This is a genomic window from Achromobacter sp. MUI-25009338, assembly GCF_057359325.1.
Genome location: NZ_CM170627.1, coordinates 1,326,039 through 1,342,990 on the forward strand (window position 1 = coordinate 1,326,039; position 16,952 = coordinate 1,342,990).

General features: G+C 64.5%; 19 protein-coding genes. 3 read left to right on the forward strand and 16 right to left on the reverse strand.

All coding sequences use genetic code 11. The features are described from left to right. From trbG to AC1IQ6_RS06290, 9 genes are read right to left on the reverse strand one after another with little or no spacing between them, the layout of a single operon-like run. A complete protein-coding gene (gene trbG / locus AC1IQ6_RS06250; protein WP_008640770.1) occupies positions 1 to 999 on the reverse strand; it encodes a P-type conjugative transfer protein TrbG in 999 nt (332 codons plus the stop codon). Further along, a complete protein-coding gene (gene trbF, locus AC1IQ6_RS06255) occupies positions 996 to 1,700 on the reverse strand; it encodes a conjugal transfer protein TrbF (RefSeq protein ID WP_008640769.1) in 705 nt (234 codons plus the stop codon). The genes trbG and trbF overlap by 4 nt, the downstream gene beginning before the upstream one ends. An 11-nt stretch (positions 1,701 to 1,711) precedes the next feature. Then, positions 1,712 to 3,019: a P-type conjugative transfer protein TrbL gene (gene trbL / locus AC1IQ6_RS06260; RefSeq protein ID WP_034201269.1), complete on the reverse strand. Its 1,308-nt coding sequence runs from the start codon at positions 3,017 to 3,019 to the stop codon at positions 1,712 to 1,714. Positions 3,020 to 3,031: 12 nt separating this feature from the next. After that, positions 3,032 to 3,769, reverse strand: coding sequence for a P-type conjugative transfer protein TrbJ (trbJ, locus tag AC1IQ6_RS06265; protein ID WP_008642622.1), 738 nt, complete (start codon positions 3,767 to 3,769; stop codon positions 3,032 to 3,034). Continuing rightward, entirely contained in the window at positions 3,766 to 6,213 is a 2,448-nt protein-coding gene (gene trbE / locus AC1IQ6_RS06270) for a conjugal transfer protein TrbE (RefSeq protein ID WP_008642621.1), read from the reverse strand. Before trbE ends, trbJ begins: the two co-directional genes overlap by 4 nt. 10 nt (positions 6,214 to 6,223) lie before the next feature. Then, positions 6,224 to 6,508 carry a VirB3 family type IV secretion system protein gene (locus tag AC1IQ6_RS06275; protein ID WP_008642620.1) on the reverse strand — a complete coding sequence of 95 codons (285 nt, stop codon included), beginning with the start codon at positions 6,506 to 6,508 and terminating at the stop codon, positions 6,224 to 6,226. After that, positions 6,505 to 6,888 carry a TrbC/VirB2 family type IV secretion system protein gene (locus AC1IQ6_RS06280; RefSeq protein WP_008642619.1) on the reverse strand — a complete coding sequence of 128 codons (384 nt, stop codon included), beginning with the start codon at positions 6,886 to 6,888 and terminating at the stop codon, positions 6,505 to 6,507. The genes AC1IQ6_RS06275 and AC1IQ6_RS06280 overlap by 4 nt, the downstream gene beginning before the upstream one ends. Then, complete coding sequence (trbB, locus tag AC1IQ6_RS06285) at positions 6,885 to 7,922, reverse strand: P-type conjugative transfer ATPase TrbB (RefSeq protein WP_008642618.1); 1,038 nt, start codon at positions 7,920 to 7,922, stop codon at positions 6,885 to 6,887. The genes AC1IQ6_RS06280 and trbB overlap by 4 nt, the downstream gene beginning before the upstream one ends. Then, on the reverse strand, positions 7,919 to 8,314 hold the full coding sequence (locus tag AC1IQ6_RS06290) for a hypothetical protein (RefSeq protein ID WP_052106087.1): 396 nt from the start codon (positions 8,312 to 8,314) through the stop codon (positions 7,919 to 7,921). The genes trbB and AC1IQ6_RS06290 overlap by 4 nt, the downstream gene beginning before the upstream one ends. Before the next feature lie 89 nt (positions 8,315 to 8,403). Between AC1IQ6_RS06290 and tnpA the strand changes: the two genes are divergently transcribed. The 3 genes from tnpA to tnpC are packed head-to-tail and all read left to right on the forward strand — an operon-like array spanning position 8,404 to position 10,839. Beyond that, positions 8,404 to 8,868, forward strand: coding sequence for an IS66-like element accessory protein TnpA (gene tnpA, locus AC1IQ6_RS06295; RefSeq protein WP_017514071.1), 465 nt, complete (start codon positions 8,404 to 8,406; stop codon positions 8,866 to 8,868). After that, positions 8,868 to 9,218: an IS66 family insertion sequence element accessory protein TnpB gene (gene tnpB / locus AC1IQ6_RS06300; RefSeq protein ID WP_017514072.1), complete on the forward strand. Its 351-nt coding sequence runs from the start codon at positions 8,868 to 8,870 to the stop codon at positions 9,216 to 9,218. Before tnpA ends, tnpB begins: the two co-directional genes overlap by 1 nt. Positions 9,219 to 9,249: 31 nt before the next feature. After that, positions 9,250 to 10,839 carry an IS66 family transposase gene (gene tnpC, locus AC1IQ6_RS06305; protein WP_034021473.1) on the forward strand — a complete coding sequence of 530 codons (1,590 nt, stop codon included), beginning with the start codon at positions 9,250 to 9,252 and terminating at the stop codon, positions 10,837 to 10,839. A 104-nt stretch (positions 10,840 to 10,943) separates the two neighbouring features. On the opposite strand, the gene AC1IQ6_RS06310 is transcribed toward tnpC, so the two are convergent. The 7 genes from AC1IQ6_RS06310 to AC1IQ6_RS06340 all read right to left on the reverse strand — a co-directional run bounded on the left by AC1IQ6_RS06310 (position 10,944) and on the right by AC1IQ6_RS06340 (position 16,950). Next, positions 10,944 to 12,974, reverse strand: coding sequence for a conjugal transfer protein TraG (locus tag AC1IQ6_RS06310; protein ID WP_008642616.1), 2,031 nt, complete (start codon positions 12,972 to 12,974; stop codon positions 10,944 to 10,946). Between the two features lie 226 nt (positions 12,975 to 13,200). Beyond that, complete coding sequence (locus AC1IQ6_RS06315) at positions 13,201 to 13,431, reverse strand: EexN family lipoprotein (protein WP_008642615.1); 231 nt, start codon at positions 13,429 to 13,431, stop codon at positions 13,201 to 13,203. 25 nt (positions 13,432 to 13,456) lie between these two features. Next, positions 13,457 to 14,368, reverse strand: a complete 912-nt coding sequence (locus AC1IQ6_RS06320; protein ID WP_008642614.1) for a LysR family transcriptional regulator — start codon at positions 14,366 to 14,368, stop codon at positions 13,457 to 13,459. Between the two features lie 158 nt (positions 14,369 to 14,526). Further along, a complete protein-coding gene (locus tag AC1IQ6_RS06325) occupies positions 14,527 to 14,727 on the reverse strand; it encodes a hypothetical protein (RefSeq protein ID WP_124988613.1) in 201 nt (66 codons plus the stop codon). 14 nt (positions 14,728 to 14,741) lie between these two features. Beyond that, a complete protein-coding gene (locus AC1IQ6_RS06330; protein WP_008642612.1) occupies positions 14,742 to 15,674 on the reverse strand; it encodes an electron transfer flavoprotein subunit alpha/FixB family protein in 933 nt (310 codons plus the stop codon). A gap of 34 nt (positions 15,675 to 15,708) precedes the next feature. After that, the gene (locus tag AC1IQ6_RS06335; RefSeq protein ID WP_008642611.1) at positions 15,709 to 16,458 is read right to left on the reverse strand and encodes an electron transfer flavoprotein subunit beta/FixA family protein; all 750 of its coding nucleotides are present in this window, start codon (positions 16,456 to 16,458) and stop codon (positions 15,709 to 15,711) included. A gap of 21 nt (positions 16,459 to 16,479) precedes the next feature. Further along, positions 16,480 to 16,950: a MaoC family dehydratase gene (locus tag AC1IQ6_RS06340; protein ID WP_008642609.1), complete on the reverse strand. Its 471-nt coding sequence runs from the start codon at positions 16,948 to 16,950 to the stop codon at positions 16,480 to 16,482. Positions 16,951 to 16,952: the final 2 nt, after the last annotated feature.

Sequence of the window (16,952 nt, forward strand, 5' to 3'; positions counted from 1 at the left end):
TCAATTCCTCCGTGCCACGCCATCGGTGCGCTCAATTCGCACCACGGCGCCCTTATCGCCACCCAGGCGCAGCTCGGCCGCACCAAACAGCCGATCCACGATGTAGTACGGCGAGCGGAAGCGGTAGTTCACCAGTTGTCCGTCGCCTTGCGCGCCGATCACGAACATTGGCGGTAGCTCGCCTTGAGCGATGCCCGCCGGAAACTGGATATAGACCTTCTCGCCATCGTCAAAGGCCCGCAACGGCTTCCACGGCGGATTGCTGCCGCTGACCGCGTAGCGGAAACGGATCTTCTCCAGCGACAGCCCGGCATCGACCGGCGCGGCGGCGCTGGCCGCTTGTGCCTGGCGCTGCAGGGCCAGCATCCTGTCCTTGGGGTATTCCCAGGACACCGAAGCCATCCATGTCTTCTCGGTCGAAGTCAGTTCTAGCAGGTAGGTGCGCCGACTGGTCGTGATGACCAAATTGGTCTTGAGGCCCGAGCGGATGGGCTTGACCATCACATTGACGCGCAGCGCATCGCCGCTGCCGCTCGATGTGTCGCCCACGATCCAGCGCACCGTGTCACCGGCAGCCACCGTCACCAGTTCCTCGCCCGGCTGGAGCGCGATCACGGTCACGCGACCCACGGCCGCATAGACCTGGTACAGCGCGCCATCAGTGAACGGCCAGACCTGGATGGCGTTCACATAGCCCTCGCGTGTGGGCGCAACACGGGCCTCCGTGTTCGCACGGGTCACGCGCACCTTCTCGTCGGGCGATTCCAGTGTGGCCTTGGCATCACCGGCCAGCGGCTTCATCTGTCCAGGCAGTGCCAGCACCTCGGGCACGGTCACGACCTCCACGGGCTTCGGCGCCTCGGGCAGCGGCTGGGCCTGCACCGGCCCATCCAACGAGATGGATGGCGGCGGAGTCCCCTGCGTGGCGCAGCCCGAGAACAAAACGGTGGATGCCAGTAGGATCACAGGCAAGGCGGGTTTACGGAAATGTCCATTCATGGTTTTGCTCCTTCGTTTCCTTCCAGCTCGCGGCTCCACGCCAGCCCGTTGACGTAGATACCCAGCGGGTTCTTGCGCACGCGCTGCTCCGTGCGCGGGGTCTGCAGCACCGTGGAGATCACCGCGTTCCAGCGCTCGGTGCGATCCAGCGCGCCGTTGACGAAGCGCGTCTCGGTCCAGCGCACGTTGAAGGACTGGTCGCTGGCGCGGGTCACGCTGGACACCTGCACCGTCACCGACTCCTTGCCGATGCGCGAGAACGGATCAGCCACCCGCGCGTACTCATTGAGCACCACGGCGCCCTTGTCCGTGGTGTAGTCATAGGCATCGAGCCAGTTCTGCCGCACCACGATGGGGTCGATGGACAGCGAGCGCACCAGGCCGATGAAGCGGCCCAGGTGGTAAGCAATCTGCGCATCGCTGGGCTGGTACGGCGTGGCGGCTTCGCCGACAGCGCGCACCTGGCCCGCGTTGTCCACCTCGATCACGTAGGGCGTGACGATGGACTGCGCCGAGCGCCAGACCAGGCCGCCGGCCATCAGCACCGCCAGCGTGAGGCAGCCGAAGGCCATAAGCCGCCAGTTCTTCGCCTGCACGCGGGCCGAGCCGATGCGGTCGTCCCAGACCTGGGCGGCGGATTGGTACGGGGTGGCAGGCTGCGGCGTATCGGCGTAGCGCACCTGCGGTCGTTTGAATCGCATGGGAGTTCTCCTTATGAATCGGAATCACGAAGGCTTGGCCCCTGGCTGGAGCTGCCGCCGTCGCCGCCGCGCAGCGTGTGGGCGGCCGTGGTCGCGGCATGGGTGAGCTGCTGCCTGCGGTGCAGGCGCTTGGCCCAGGCAGGCTGTTCGTTGGATGGAGGCGCATCTGCGGCATCAGCGCCAGATGCCGGCGCCTCATCCGGCCGGAAGGCCGCTGCCACGCGCTCCTTCATCGAGCGTGCGCCGTCGGCTACCTTTTGCCCGGCGGTCTTGGCCACGTTGCCCGCGCCAGCGGCAGCGCCTTGGATGCCACTGCCTGCGGCCGTAGAGCCAGCATCGAAAGCCGCCTTGGCGCCGCGCGCGCCGCCGGCCGCAAGGCGGGCTGCACCAGGTGCCATCCGCGCCCCTGCAGCCACGGCGCTGCCGACGCCAGCAGCCGCAGCCCCGACGCCAATGGCAGCGCCTGCGGCCCCCAGCGTTGCTCCGGCCATCGCACCGGCTCCAAGCTGTGGCCCGCCGGACACCAGCCCGGTGGCAATGCCCGGCCCGAAGATGCCCAGGGCCAGCATGGACAGCGAAGCCAGCATGATGACCAGCGCCTGGTCGATGGAGGGCTCGGCACCTGCGGGAATCCTGAACTCGGCAAACAGCCCGGTGCCGATCCCCACGATGACCGCGAGCACCAGCACCTTGATGCCCGAAGACACCACATTGCCCAGCACCTTCTCGGCCAGGAACGCCGTCTTGTTCCAGAGGGCGAACGGCACCAACACGAAGCCCGCGAGCGTGGTCAGCTTGAACTCGATCAGCGTCACGAAGAGCTGCACCGCCAGCACGAAGAAGCACAGGAGGACGATGCCCCACGCGAGGAACAGCACCACGATGGAGGTGATGTTGACGAACACCTCCGGGAAGCCCGCCATCTGCTTGATCTGCTCCAGGATGGGGGCCGCCGCGTCGATGCCGGTCTTGGCCAGCCGCCCCGGCTGCAGGAAGTTGCCCATGCTCACGCTGGAACCGCTGGCCGTCAGGCCCAGCCCCGCGAAAGAGCGAAACACCACGCCCGCGAGCATGTTGAAGTTGCCGATGATGTAGGCGAAGGCGCCCACATAGAGCACCTTGCGGATCAGCTTGGCGATCACGTCCTCGCCCTGGCCGCTGGCATGGCCCATCGCCCAGAACAGTCCGGCGAGCGTCATGTCGATGACGATCAGCGTGGCTGTCAGAAACGCCACCTCGCCCTGCAGCAGCCCAAAGCCCGAGTCGATGTAGCGCGAGAAAACATCGAGAAAGCGGTCGATGACCGATACGTCGTTCATGGCCCGGCCCCGTCAGCGGTTGTAGAAATCGACGGGGTGCGGCGTGTATGGCGTTCCAGAGCCCAGAAAGCGCCGCGTGATTTCGCGCCCGCGCTCCGTGGCCGCGGCCTGCCGCGCCTGCTCCAGCGATACGGCGCGATCCTGCGTGAGCTGCAAGCGTTGCGTCTGGATCGACTGCTTGGCCTGCAGGGCCAGCAACTGGTTCATGGCCTGCATCGCTTGCAGCGCGCCCACGGCCGATTGGCTCTTACCCACGAGGTCAGCCAGCACGGCCTCGTCATCCTTGAGGTTCTGCGAGGCCTGGGCCTGCATCTGCATCGCGGTCTGCAGGCTGGTGAGCGTGTTCTTCCAGCGTTCCTGCGTGTCCCGGTACATCTGGTCGCCGCTCACGGTGGCAGCGTACTGCTCGGGATACAGGCGCTTGAACTCCTTGTCCATGTTCGTCACGTCGTAGGCCAGGCCCTTGGCCTGGTCGATCAGCCGCTGGGTCAACGCCAGGTTGGCGCGCAACTGACCGACCACGCTGGATGGCAAGCTCGCCAGGTTGCGCGCCTGGTTCTCCAACATCTTGGCCTCGTTCTGCAACTGCTTGATCTGGTTGTAGAGCTGCTGCAGCGTCTGGATGGCCGTCAGCATGTTCTGCACGAAGTTGGACGGATCGAACACGATGAGGGCCGCCGCGGGCTGGGCGAACATCAGGGAGCCGGTCAGGACGGCGGCGATTGCGGCGGGAAGGATGCGGGTTTTCATGGTGAGTTCTCCTGCGGGTGGGAAGGAAACGAGGACAGCAGTTCGGCGGCCCAATGCAGGCCGCGATGGCGCAGCCAGGTGGCCGCGAACGGGGTGGAAGCGGAAGATGTGGAGGTGGTGGCGGCAGCGAGCACCGCGTCGATGTCGCGCTGGTCTTGCGGCGTGGACGCACCCGCGAAGGCCAAGGTCGCGGCGCCCAGGTCGAGGTCGAACAGGCGATTGCCGAGACGCGACTGGTAGTAGTAGTCCCGCTTGGGCTGTGCAGTCGCCACGATCTCGATCTGGCGGCTGTTGAGCCCGAAGCCTTCGTAGATCGTGCGAATCTGCGGCTCGGTCGCCTGCGGGTTGGGCAGGAAGATGCGGCTCGCGCAGCTCTCGATGATGGCCGGCGCGATGCTCGAATCCTTGATGTCCGCCAGGCTCTGCGTGGCAAAGATGACGCTGACGTTCTTCTTCCTGAGCGTCTTGAGCCACTGGCGGATGTGCGCCGCAAACACCGGGTCATCGAGAAACAGCCACGCTTCGTCGAGGATCAGCAGCGTCGGCGCACCGTCAAAGCGTTCATCGAAGCGCGCAAAGAGGTAATGCAGCACGGCCATGACAGCGGCCTTGCTGTGCATCAGTTCCTCCATCTCGAAGCACTGCACGGAACCAGCGCCCAGGCGATCCGAATCCGCATCCAGCAACTTGCCGTGTGCGCCACCTAGCACATAGGGCGCCAGCGCTTGCCGCAGTGCGTTCGATTGCAGCAAGACGGAAAGCCCGGTCATCGTGCGCTGCTCCAGCGGAGCACCGGCGAGACTGCCGAGTGCCGACCAGATGGCCACCTTCTCGTCGGGGCCGACCGCGACACCCTCATGCCGCAAGCGGCCTTCGAGCCATTCGGCCGCCCAGGTGCGATAGCCCTCGCGGTCGATGCGGGCGAGCGGCTGGAAGGCAATTTCTCCATCCGTGCCCAGGTCGTAGTGCTCGCCGCCCAGGCCCAGGATGGTGGCGCGCATCGAGCGCCCCATGTCGAAGGCGAAGATGCGCGAGCCGCGATAACGACGGAACTGCATCGCCAAGGTGGCGAGCAAGACCGACTTGCCCATGCCCGTGGGGCCGGCCACCAAGGTATGGCCCACGTCGCCAATGTGCGTCACCAGCCGGAACGGCGTTGCCCCCTCGGTGCGCGTGACGATCAGCGGCGGGCCGTCGAGGTGGTCGTTCTTCTCCGGCCCGGCCCATACGGCGGACACCGGCATCAGATGTGCCAGATTCAGCGTCGAGATGATGGGCTGGCGCACGTTCGCGTAGGCGTGCCCCGGAATCGACGATAGCCAGGCATCCACGGCATTGAGCGTTTCGGGGATCGTCACAAAGCCGCGCCCCTGGATGACGCGTTCCACCATGCGCAGCTTCTCATCGGCCTTCGCCGGGTCGGCATCGAGCACCGTCACCGTGGTGGTGACATAGCCGAAGGCCACTTGGTCGCTGCCCAGCTCCTGCAACGCCGCATCGGCATCCGCCGATTTTTTGCTCGCGTCGGTATCGACCAGCGGGGTTTCCTGCTGGAAGATGGTTTCGCGCAGCAATGCGATGACGTTCTTGCGCTTGGCGAACCATTGGCGGCGCAGGCGGGAAAGCTCCTTTTCCGCATCGGCTTTGTCGAGGCACAGGAACCGGGTTGACCAGCGATACGCAAAGCCGAGGCGGTTGAGGTCATCCAGAATCCCCGGCCAGGTCGAGGTCGGGAAGCCGCGCACCGTCGCCACGCGCAGGTGCTGATCGCCCAGCATGGGCGCCAGCCCGCCAATGAGCGCGGAATCGGCCAGCAGCGCATCGAGATGGAATGGCACTTCCGGCACACCGACGCGATAGCACCGCGTGGAGATGGTCGAGTGCAGGTAGGTCAGCGTCTGGCTGTCATCGAGCCACGCGATCTCCGGCATCACGCCATCGAGCAGGTCAAAGATGCGATCCGTTTCCGCGACGAAGGCCGTCAGGCGCTCGCGCCAGTCCACGCCTTCGGTCGGACGGTTCTCGTAGAGCAGGCCCGCCGCGCGGGCGCGTGCCTCCTCGGGCGGCAGATACATCAGCGTCAGGTGGTAGCCGCTCTCGAAGTGGTTGCCCGAGTCCTGGAAGGCGGCGCGGCGTTCCTCGTCTACCAGCCACGACAGCGGCTCGGGAAACTCCGAGTGCGGGTAGTTGGCGGCGGGCCGGCGCTCGGCTTCGATGAACAAGGCCCAGCCCGAACCCAGCCTGCGCAACGCGTTGTTCAATCGTGCTGACGTAGAGATCAGCTCGCCCTGCGTGGCACTGTCGAGGTCGGGGCCACGAAAGCGCGCCGTGCGCTGGAACGAGCCATCCTTGTTCAGCACGACGCCCGGCGCAACCAGCCCGGCCCAGGGCAGCCAGTCGGCCAGCAATGCGGGCCGCTGGCGGTATTCGGCAAGGTTCAGCATGGCATTCCCCTCACACGTCCAGCAGCGGCCGGTGCTTGATGTGGCGGGCGAAGACCTGCATGAACTGCGGATCGACGCGCGCGCCCCAAACCGCCAGCGCATGACCGACGATCCAGAGCACCACGCCGGGAATCCACATCTGCAAGCCCAGGCCCACGGCAGCGGCCAAGGTGCCGTTGGTGATGGCCACGGTGCGCGGAGCGCCGCCCATCAAAATCGGCTCGGTCAGCGAGCGATGCAGCGGCACCTCAAAGCCGGGAGCGAAGCCCTGCACGCCATCGTGGGCCGCGTTCATACGACGGCCCCGCCCGAGAAGCTGAAGAACGACAGGAAGAACGAGGACGCGGCAAACGCGATCGACAGACCGAAGACGATCTGGATCAGCTTGCGGAACCCGCCCGAGGTATCGCCGAAGGCCAGCGCCAGGCCCGTGGCGATGATGATGATGACCGCGATGATCCGGGCCACCGGCCCCTGGATGGATTCGAGGATGGATTGCAGCGGCCCTTCCCAGGGCATCGAGGAACCCGCGGCCTGGGCGGTGCCCGCAAGCAGCAGCATCAGCGCCGCGAGCATCAAGCCTTGCATGGCCGGGCGAGCCAGGTTATCCAGCCGCGCGGGCCGGCGAAGAGGATTTGCGGAAGTACGGAAAGCAGGAACGATCATCTGCGTCATGGCAGTTCTCCAGAGTGGTCAGGGGACGGGGAGGAAAGGTCGGACTGCGGCAGCAGCTCCGGGAATGGAGCCTCCAGTGCATCCGCCAGTTGGTAGCCCACGCCATCGAAGCCGACGACGCGGGCGATGCTCTCGATGCGGCGCTTGCGCCCGCGCCCGGCGATGTGGATGACCACATTGACCGCTTCCGCGATCAGCGCACGGGGCGGGTTCACCGCCACTTCGAGAATCAGTTGCTCCAGGCGCAGCAATGCGCCCAGCGCGGAGCCGGCGTGGATGGTGGCGACGCCGCCTGGATGGCCGGTGCCCCAGACCTTGATGAGATCCAGCGCCTCGGCGCCGCGCACCTCGCCGACGACGACACGATCCGGGCGCAGGCGCATCGAAGACCGCACCAGCTCGGTCATGGACACCACGCCCTGGCGTGTGCGCAGCGGTACGTGGTCGCGGGCTGCGCATTGCAGCTCCACCGTGTCTTCGAGCACCAGCACGCGGTCGCCGGTGGCGGCGATCTCGGCCAGCAACGCATTGGCCAGGGTGGTCTTGCCGGTACTCGTCCCACCGGCGATCAGGATGTTCTGGCGCTCGCGCACAGCGCGCACCAGCAGGCCCGCCTGTGCGGCGGTCATCATCCCGTCCTCGATGTAGCGCGACAACGGGATCACGCCGAAGGCGCGCTTGCGCAGCGCGAAGGCTGGCCCCGGTGCAGCGGGCGGCAGGATGCCCTCGAAGCGTTCGCCGGTTTCCGGCAGCTCGGCTGTCAGCAGTGGCTGACCCCGATGCACTTCGGCGCCGACGTGGGCAGCCACGAGGCGGATGATGCGTTCGCCATCGGCCTCGGACAGCTCCACGCCCATCGGCGCGCGGCCCGTGGACAGGCGATCCACCCAGAGCGTCCGGTCGGGATTGAGCATGATTTCCACCACGTCCGGGTCTTCGAGCGCGGCAGCGATCAGCGGCCCCATTGCCGTGCGCAGCATCTGGATGCGGCGATCCAGCGATGTGGCCGTGAAGGAGGAAGGAACGGCGCTCATGAGGCTCGCTCCTGTGCTTCGGCCGTGTCCGCCATCCGCATCGGATCGGGATTCAGTTCGTCCACCACGTCGCGCACCAGACTGCGCCCACGCAGCAGGTGGCGGCCAAGCTGTTCGACAAACTGCTCGAAGCGGGCCTTACCCTGGGCGCGGGCGGCGTCCTGATGGGCCTCGGGAACAGGTGTGCTGACGGTCAGGAAGTAGCGGATGAACAGCGCCAGCGTTTCGATGGCAATGTTCTGGTCGCGCTCCAGGCGCTCGGCGTGGCGCGACAGGCGATCCAGTCGCTTGGCGATGGCGGCTTCGCGCTGGTCGCCAGCGTCGGGCGACAGCCACGATGCAAGCGCTGCCGCGACGATGCTGGACTTGGACACGCCCTTGGCGGCGGCCAGTTCGTCGGTAAGCGCTCAATTGACGACGTCTGGTATTGAAGGCTGAACGTTGGCAGGCTTGCGTCCGCAAAGACTTTGCGGACGCAAACATGATCCAAGACGAGATTGACCTATTTCCGCTGCAGGCGGTGCGAGTCCGCTCCAATGGGAAGCGCGACTACGAGCCAGCGGCCAAGCGGCGTCTGATTGAGTTCTGCCTTCAATCGGGAGCATCGGTTTCGGGCACGGCTCTCAAGGCTGGCATCAACGCTAATCAGTTGCGCAAATGGATTCGGGAGTACCGAGATTCAGCGCAGGCGCGAGGTGCATTGCCGGCATTCGTGCCGGTTGTCCAGGAGGTTCTGGATTCGCGGCCGATCGAGACACCTGCAAAGGTCGTGGTGCCTCGCCGCGAAGCGGCCTCAGCGACTGCCGATTCGCCACCGCAGCGAGCGCTACCGCTGGCACTCTTGAGCGCGAAGCTACCCAACGGGGTATCACTCGAGCTCGAATGCGACGAGCGACACGTGGCGCTCGTAAGGGCAATGATCGAAGCCCTGAATGGAGGCCATTGATGTTCCGCCTCGACGCTGGGCTGCGGGTGTACCTGCATCGCGACGCTGTGGACTTCCGTAAGAACATCAACGGCCTGGCACTGCTGGTCGAGCAGGCGCTCGGGCTGGATCCGTTTGCATCTGCTGTATTTGTGTTCCGCAACCAGCGGGCCGATCGCATCAAGATTCTCGGCTGGGATCGCAACGGCTTCTGGCTACTGTTGAAGCGATTGGAGGCGGACCGGTTTGCTTGGCCACGCGAGGCGTCGGTGGCCACGCTGACGGTCGAACAGTTGCACTGGCTGCTCGAGGGAATCGACATCGAGGCGATGCGCCGGCACCCGCACCGAGAATACCATCGCGCTGCGTGAACGCTGCTTGGCGGCAGCGGTCTAACCCGCCATGCCATCCACGCCCGTCACCGTTACCGCCGCCGAGCTGCAACTGTTGCGAGACGCCGAGCGCGAGCTCAAGGCAATACTCGCGGAACGCGAGGCAATCAAGGGCGAGCTGCGTGTGATGACGGTCCAGCGAGACCTGCTCTTGGAACAGCTCAAGGCGTTCCAGCGTAAGCTGTTCGCCGCCAAGAGCGAGGCGCGAGGCTCGGAGCAGAAGGACTTGTTCCTCAATGAGGCCGAAGCCATGGCGGCAGCGGCCGCGCAGCCGGCGCAGGAAGAAGAAGGTACGCCCGAGACCGAAGTGGCCGGGCACACACGCAAGAAGCGTGGCCGTAAGCCGCTCGACCCGGCGCTGCCCCGTGTCGAGGTTCGTCACGAACTACCCGAATCGGAACGCGTCTGCCCCCTCGATGGCCAGACTCTGGTCGAGATTGCCGTTGAGGTCAGCGAACAGCTCGACATCGTGCCGCAACAGGTCCGCGTGATCCAGCACCAGCGGGTCAAGTACGCCTGCCCATGCTGCGACGGCGGCATCAAGACGACGCCGGCACCGGCACGCATTATTCCCAAGGGACTCCTTACCGAATCGGCGCTGGCCTGGTGCATCACCTCGAAGTATCAGGATGGCCTGCCGCTGTACCGCCAGGCAGCGCTGCTGCATCGCTTCGGCGGGGACCTCTCTCGCGGCACCCTGGCCGCAAGCATAGTGCGAGTAGGCCAAGCGGTGCAGCCAATCATCAACCTGCTGCGTGACCATCTGCTGGAAGCAGACGTCGTGTACGGTGATGAGACAACGGTACAGGTGCTCAAGGAGTCCGGCAGGCCTGCCCAGAGAAAGAGCTTCCTATGGGCGCAGATGAATGGCACGGGCCCGCCGGTACGGTTGTTTGCCTATAGCCCCACACGCGAGACAAAGCAGGCTACGGCTCTCTATGCCGGCATCAAGCCTGGGTCGGTGTTGATGACCGACGGCTATGCACCATACGACGACGTCGCAAACACCTATCAGTTGGTGCACCTCGGATGCTGGGCGCACGCGCGGCGCTACCTGGTCGAGGCGGAGCAAGCCTTGCCCAAGGACAAGCGCGCCGACCACACGGTCACCGGATTCCTGCAGCGCATCGGCAAGCTGTTTGCCATCGAACGCCACACGCTCGAGATGAGGCCGGAACAACGGCAGCAAGTTCGCGCCGAACAAAGCCAGCCGCTGCTGGCCGAGATCGAAACGATGCTGCTGCAACACCTGCATACCGTACTGCCGCAAAGCCTGTTCGGCAAGGCGCTGCACTACCTGCATGGGCAGTGGCCAAAGCTCGTGCGCTACATCGAGAACGGAACTTGGCCGATCTCGAACAATCCCTGCGAGAACGCGATTAGGCCATTCGTGATCGGACGGAGAAACTTCCTCTTCTGCGACACCGTGGCCGGTGCCAACGCCAGCGCAAGTCTTTACTCACTGGTGGAAACCTGCAAGGCCAACGACGTCGATCCGTATCAGTATCTCGTTGCCTTGTTCAAGGCGTTGCCACACGCACAGACCGCCGACGACTACGAGGCTCTGCTGCCCTGGACGCTCAAGTCCTCAGACGCCTAGCGGATACCGCCGGCGGCCGCAAGGGACGCCCTCAAAAGACCGCTTACGTTCGTCGAGCCGCCTGGCGTGCTCGGGCTGGATGAAGAGATTCAAGCGGTGCTGACTCATAGCGCGATTCCGTCGTCAGGGTCGAGGGATGCCAGCCGGGCCGTGCGCTGCAGGGCCGGGTCGAGCTGGCGCGGGAGGGAGACCGAAAGAGGCAAAGGCATGTCGTCGTCATCGAGCAGCCCGAGGTCGGCTGCGGGCGCAACCAGGTCGGGGTCGTAGGCGACGGTCTCGGAGAGTTCGGGCTGACGGCGCGGGCCGCCGTCATCGGTCGAACCCAGGTGCTCCAGGCCATCGGCCGATGCCGCGGCCGGTGCGACGGGCACGGCGGGAATCGCCAGCCCACTCCAGTCATCCGCACGGGCCGGCGGCACGTCGGCATAGCGCCCCGCGGCGAGCACCGGCGGCGGCAGCACCCGTCGCTTGAAGTTGGCGTCCGCGTAGTAGCGCAGCTTCCTGGCCTTGATCGGCGCCACGCTGGAGACCATCACCACCGCCTCGTCGGGCGGTAGCTGCATGACTTCGCCGGCCGTCAGCAGCGGGCGGGCTGTCTCCTGCCGTGACACCATGAGGTGCCCCAGCCAGGGCGCGAGCCGATGGCCGGCATAGTTGCGCTGCGCGCGCAGTTCGGTGGCGGTTCCCAGTGTCTCGGATATCCGCTTGGCGGTGCGCTCATCGTTGGTGGCGAAGGTCACGCGCACATGGCAGTTGTCCAGGATCGAATGGTTCTGGCCGTAGGCCTTATCGATCTGGTTCAGGCTCTGCGCGATCAGGAAGCTGCGGATGCCGTAGCCCGCCATGAAGGCCAGCGCCGTCTCGAAGAAATCCAGCCGCCCGAGCGCGGGGAATTCATCGAGCATCAGCAGCAGCTTGTGGCGGCGCTCGATGCCATCGGAGCCGTCAAGCGATTCGGTGAGGCGTCGCCCGATCTGGTTGAGGATCAGGCGGATCAGCGGCTTCGTCCGCGAAATGTCCGAAGGCGGCACCACCAAGTACAGCGACACCGGATGCTCGGCCGCGATCAGGTCAGCGATGCGCCAGTCGCAGCGCGACGTGACTTCGGCCACCGTAGGGTCGCGGTAGAGGCCCAAGAACGACATGGCCGTGGACAGCACGCCCGAGCGCTCGTTGTCGCTCTTGTTGAGCACTTCGCGCGCCGCTGAAGCCACCACCGGATGCGGGCCACCACCCTCCTCATTCACGAGGTGGGGCGTGGTCATCATGCGGTGCAAGGTCAGATCGAATGGGCAGGCAGGATCGGAAAGGAAGTTCGCCACGCCGCGCAGCGTCTTGTCTTCGCCCGCGTAGAGCACATGCAGGATGGCTCCAACCAGCAGCGCATGCGAAGTCTTCTCCCAGTGGTTGCGCCGCTCCAGTGCGCCTTCTGGATCGACCAGGATGTCCGCGATGTTCTGCACGTCGCGCACCTCATGCCCGCCGCGCCGCACTTCGAGCAGCGGGTTGTAGGCCGCCGACTGGCTATCCGTCGGGTTGAACAGCAGGCAGTGCGAGAAGCGCGAACGCCAACCTGCGGTAATGCTCCAGTTCTCGCCCTTGATGTCGTGGATGACGGCGGATGCGGGCCACGACAGCAGGGTCGGCACCACTAGGCCCACACCCTTGCCCGAGCGGGTGGGCGCGAAGGTCAGGACGTGTTCCGGGCCTTCATGGCGCAGGTACTGCTGGCGATGCAGGCCGAGGAACACGCCCGCGGACTGGTCAAGGCCCGCTTTGTGAATGTCCTCCGCGTTGGCCCAGCGCGCAGAGCCATAGGTCGTGACCAGCTTGGACTGGCGCGAGCGCCAGATCGACATGCCGATGGCGACCAGCACCGCGAACAGGCCACTGCCCGCTGCAATGACCCCGCCCACGTCGAAGACATGCGGCGCGTAGGCATCGAAGAAGAACCACCACTCGAACAGGCGCCACGGGTGATAGACCGGCGTGCCGAGGAAATCGAACCACGGCGATCCCAGGCGTAGCTGGTACCCCAGAGCCGCTGCCGTCCATTGCGTGGCGCTCCACACTCCGGCGATCACGATGCCGAATACGACGGCAATCTGACCGAACAGCACGTTCGTCCCTTGCATGATCCTGCCTCCGAGAACGGCACAACAACGTGCCGCCCCTATCAGGATCAATGCCATAGGGAGTACCGGTCAAAGACTGAAATCGCCGGGATTAAGGCTTAAAAAGCCATAGTTCTTGCTGTGGCGAAGACAATAAAAATGCCGCAGGCACAAAGGCGCTGCGGCGTATCGAGGTAACAGTGCGCAAGCTGTCGCAGAAGCGCGACGCCGGTGCGCCTTGCGTGGGCTACGGGGCTTTCTTCTGCTCCGGCCTGTCGCCGAAGAAGCGCCGTTCGGCGGCTGCGGCTGCGCGCATGCAAAGTTCATCGCCGATCTTCGCGCGATCTTCCTTGCATTGGCGCTGGATTTCCTTGATGCGTGCGGGGTTCGCCACCAGCTCATCCACTGTCTCTGTAGGATTGGCAGGACCACAGGCCGTCATCACAACGGCAATCACGGACATCACGATTTTGTTCATGGCGAGCGTCCTTTGGATTTCGGATTCACGAATCGGTCACGTTATCGGCACCAGCCGAATCCATGGTGACGACACGTTGAATGAACCGGGTCAGCATCGGTGACGGTTCAGTATCTCGACGCAGCAGATAAGTTGTCAGCATGGGTGGCGTTCCCGCCAACTGACGGGCCTTGACTCCAGGCTCTTTACTGGATGCGATATGCGCTGCACCTGCCAGACCAACCGCCAGTCCTGCGGATACCAGGGCCATCATCACGTCGAAGGTGGCAACGCGCTGGAGGATCTGCAACTCCTCGTCCCGCTTCTGCAGGATGCGGTCTATCTGGCGAGTATGCCCCTGGCATGCGGCCGGGTCGCCGAGCACCAACCGTTGCTGCAACACCATCTCCAGCGGAATGCGCCGGTGCTCCAGCAAGGGGTGGCGCAAAGACAGCGCCACCATCAATTCGTCATCCCACGCGGGAGTCGTCACGATGCCGTCGCCTACCTCGTCCGCCATAGACAAGCCCGCGTCGTACAGGTCTTCTTGCAAGCCTCTGATCTGCTGATCCAGTGGTACCTCGAACAGGCGGATTTCTACTTCGGGCTCTTCCTCGCGGCTACGGGCCAGCAAGGCAGGCAGCCGCGATGGCGTGATACCGTCGGACAGGGCAATGCGCAACTGGCCATGAAACCCACTGGCGGCCGATTTCGCACCATCGCGCGCTTGTTCCAGTGCCTCAAAGATACGTGGAACCCGCTCCAGAAATACTTTGCCGGCATGAGTCAGTCGAATGTTGCGTGTGGTACGGGTGAATAGCTTTGCTCCTAGTTCGTCTTCCAGATCTTTGATGGCACGGGATAGAGGTGACTGATCCATATGCAGTTTTTCTGCAGCCCGAGCAAAGTGAAGCTCCTCGGCGACCGTGAGAAAGTAGCGTAAATGTCTAAGCTCCATTGGAAAATTTTCCATTCCTGCGACACGCAAGCCCCCCCCGGATTCTTGGGACTTTGAAGGCGGAGAATACCGGTCGTAATGCCGATGTACCAATATATCGAGCCTGTAAGTCGTTGTCGGCGAGTTAGCGACTGAGTGCGATTACTACAAGACCCGCTTCATTGAACTAGTGGTACCTTGTTGACAATCGAAGATGGTCTGAATAGCACATTTGATTCCGCCATGGTTGATGGATCGATAGCAGCAATTTCGGTAAAACAGGGATTCAATATACTCGGCACTTCTTGGCTATCGCAACTTGCCGCGCCTGCCTCAAGGGCCGCTCGCAGTTCGAACAAATACTGGCGCAGCAAGGCCATAGTCATGCTCCTATTTAGATAATTGCTGTCATCTCCGGCACGGCGGCAAACAGGTCCGCCTCCAGCCCGTAGTCGGCCACCGAGAAGATCGGTGCCTCCGGGTCCTTGTTGATCGCCACGATCACCTTGGAGTCCTTCATGCCCGCCAGGTGCTGGATGGCGCCCGAGATGCCGCAGGCGATGTACAGCTGCGGCGCCACGATCTTGCCGGTCTGGCCGACCTGCAGGTCGTTGGGGGCGTAGCCCGCGTCCACCGCGGCGCGGCTGGCACCGATGGCGGCGCCCAGCTTGTCGGCCAGCGGGGTGATGACTTCCTTGAACTTCTCTTCGCTGCCCAGCGCCCGGCCACCCGAGACGATGATCTTGGCGGCCGTCAGCTCGGGACGGTCGCTCTTGACGATCTCGGAACCCACGAAACTGCTCTTGCCGGAGTCGGCGACGGCGGCGACGGTCTCGACCGCTGCTGCGCCACCGGTGGCGGACGCGGCGTCGAAGCCAGTGCCGCGCACGGTGATGACCTTGGTGGCGTCGCCCGATTGCACGGTGGCGATGGCGTTGCCGGCGTAGATGGGGCGCTCGAAGGTGTCGGGGCCGTCGACCTTGGTGATGTCGCTGATCTGCGCCACGTCGAGCTTGGCGGCCACGCGGGGGGCCACGTTCTTGCCGCCGGCGGTGGCTGGGAACAGGATGTGGCTGTAGTTGCCCGCGATGGCCAGCACCTGGGCGGCGATGTTCTCGGCCAGGCCGTGCTTCAGGCTCGCGCCGTCGGCGTGGATGACCTTGGCGACGCCAGCGATCTGGGCGGCGGCGGCAGCGGCGGCGGCGGCGTTCTCGCCGGCGACGAGCACGTGCACGTCACCGACGCAGGCCTTGGCGGCCGTGACGGTGTTGAGGGTGGCGCTCTTGATGCTTGCGTTGTCGTGATCTGCAATAACGAGTGCGGTCATGGCTGGTGTCCTTTCGATGTTGTTGTGATGAGCCTTAGATGACCTTGGCTTCGTTCTTGAGCTTGTCAATGAGGGTGGCCGCGTCGGGCACCTTGACTCCGGCGCCGCGCTTGGGCGGCTCGCTGACCTTCAGCGTCTTGATGCGGGGTGCCACGTCCACGCCCAGTTCCTCGGGCTTGAAGGTGTCCAGCTGTTTCTTCTTGGCCTTCATGATGTTGGGCAGCGTGACGTAGCGCGGCTCGTTCAGGCGCAGGTCGGTGGTGATGACCGCAGGTATGTTCAGCGCCAGGGTTTCGAGGCCGCCGTCCACTTCGCGGGTCACGTTCACCTTGTCGCCAGCGATCTCGACCTTGGAGGCGAAGGTGGCTTGCGGCAGGTCGGCCAGCGCCGCCAGCATCTGACCCGTCTGGTTGCAGTCGTCGTCGATGGCCTGCTTGCCCAGGATCACGAGGCCGGGCTGTTCCTTTTCGATCAGAGCCTTGAGCAGCTTGGCCACGGCCAGCGGCTGCAGTTCTTCATTGGTCTCGACCAGGATGCCGCGGTCGGCGCCGATGGCCATGGCAGTGCGCAGCGTTTCCTGGCACTGGGCCACGCCGCAGGAGACGGCGATCACTTCGGTGACCACGCCTTTTTCTTTCAGGCGCACGGCTTCCTCAACAGCAATCTCGTCGAAGGGGTTCATGCTCATCTTGACGTTGGCGATGTCCACGCCGCTGCCGTCGGACTTCACACGCACCTTGACGTTGTAGTCCACCACGCGTTTTACGGATACGAGAATTTTCATGAGAGGATTTCCTATTGAGGTTCAGGCCACCGAGGGCATGGCCTGGAGCTCGCTTGCTGCGCGCTGCGCACGCGAAGTGATCATCACCGTTGCCTCGCCCTCGATGACTACGGTGTCCTTGACTCGGCAGACCGTGGACAGCACTGCCCGTGCCTTGGCCACCTCCACCGACAGTACGGTGACCGCGGCATGAACGGTGTCGCCCGGTTTGACAGGCACCTTGAAGCGCAATTGCTGCCCCAGATAGACCGTACCTGGCCCCGGCAGCCGGTTTGCGACCGCTGCAGAAATCACGCTGGCCGTCAGAAAGCCGTGCGCGATGCGTGCGCCAAATCGCGTCGTGGCCGCGAACTCTTCGTTGAGATGTACCGCATTGGTATCGCCGGAGACGCCAGCAAACATCACGATGTCCGCTTCGGTAATGGTCTTCGAGAAGCAGGCGTTCATGCCCGGCTGCAGATCCTCGACGTCGTAGCCATTCAGGTCGTTCATCG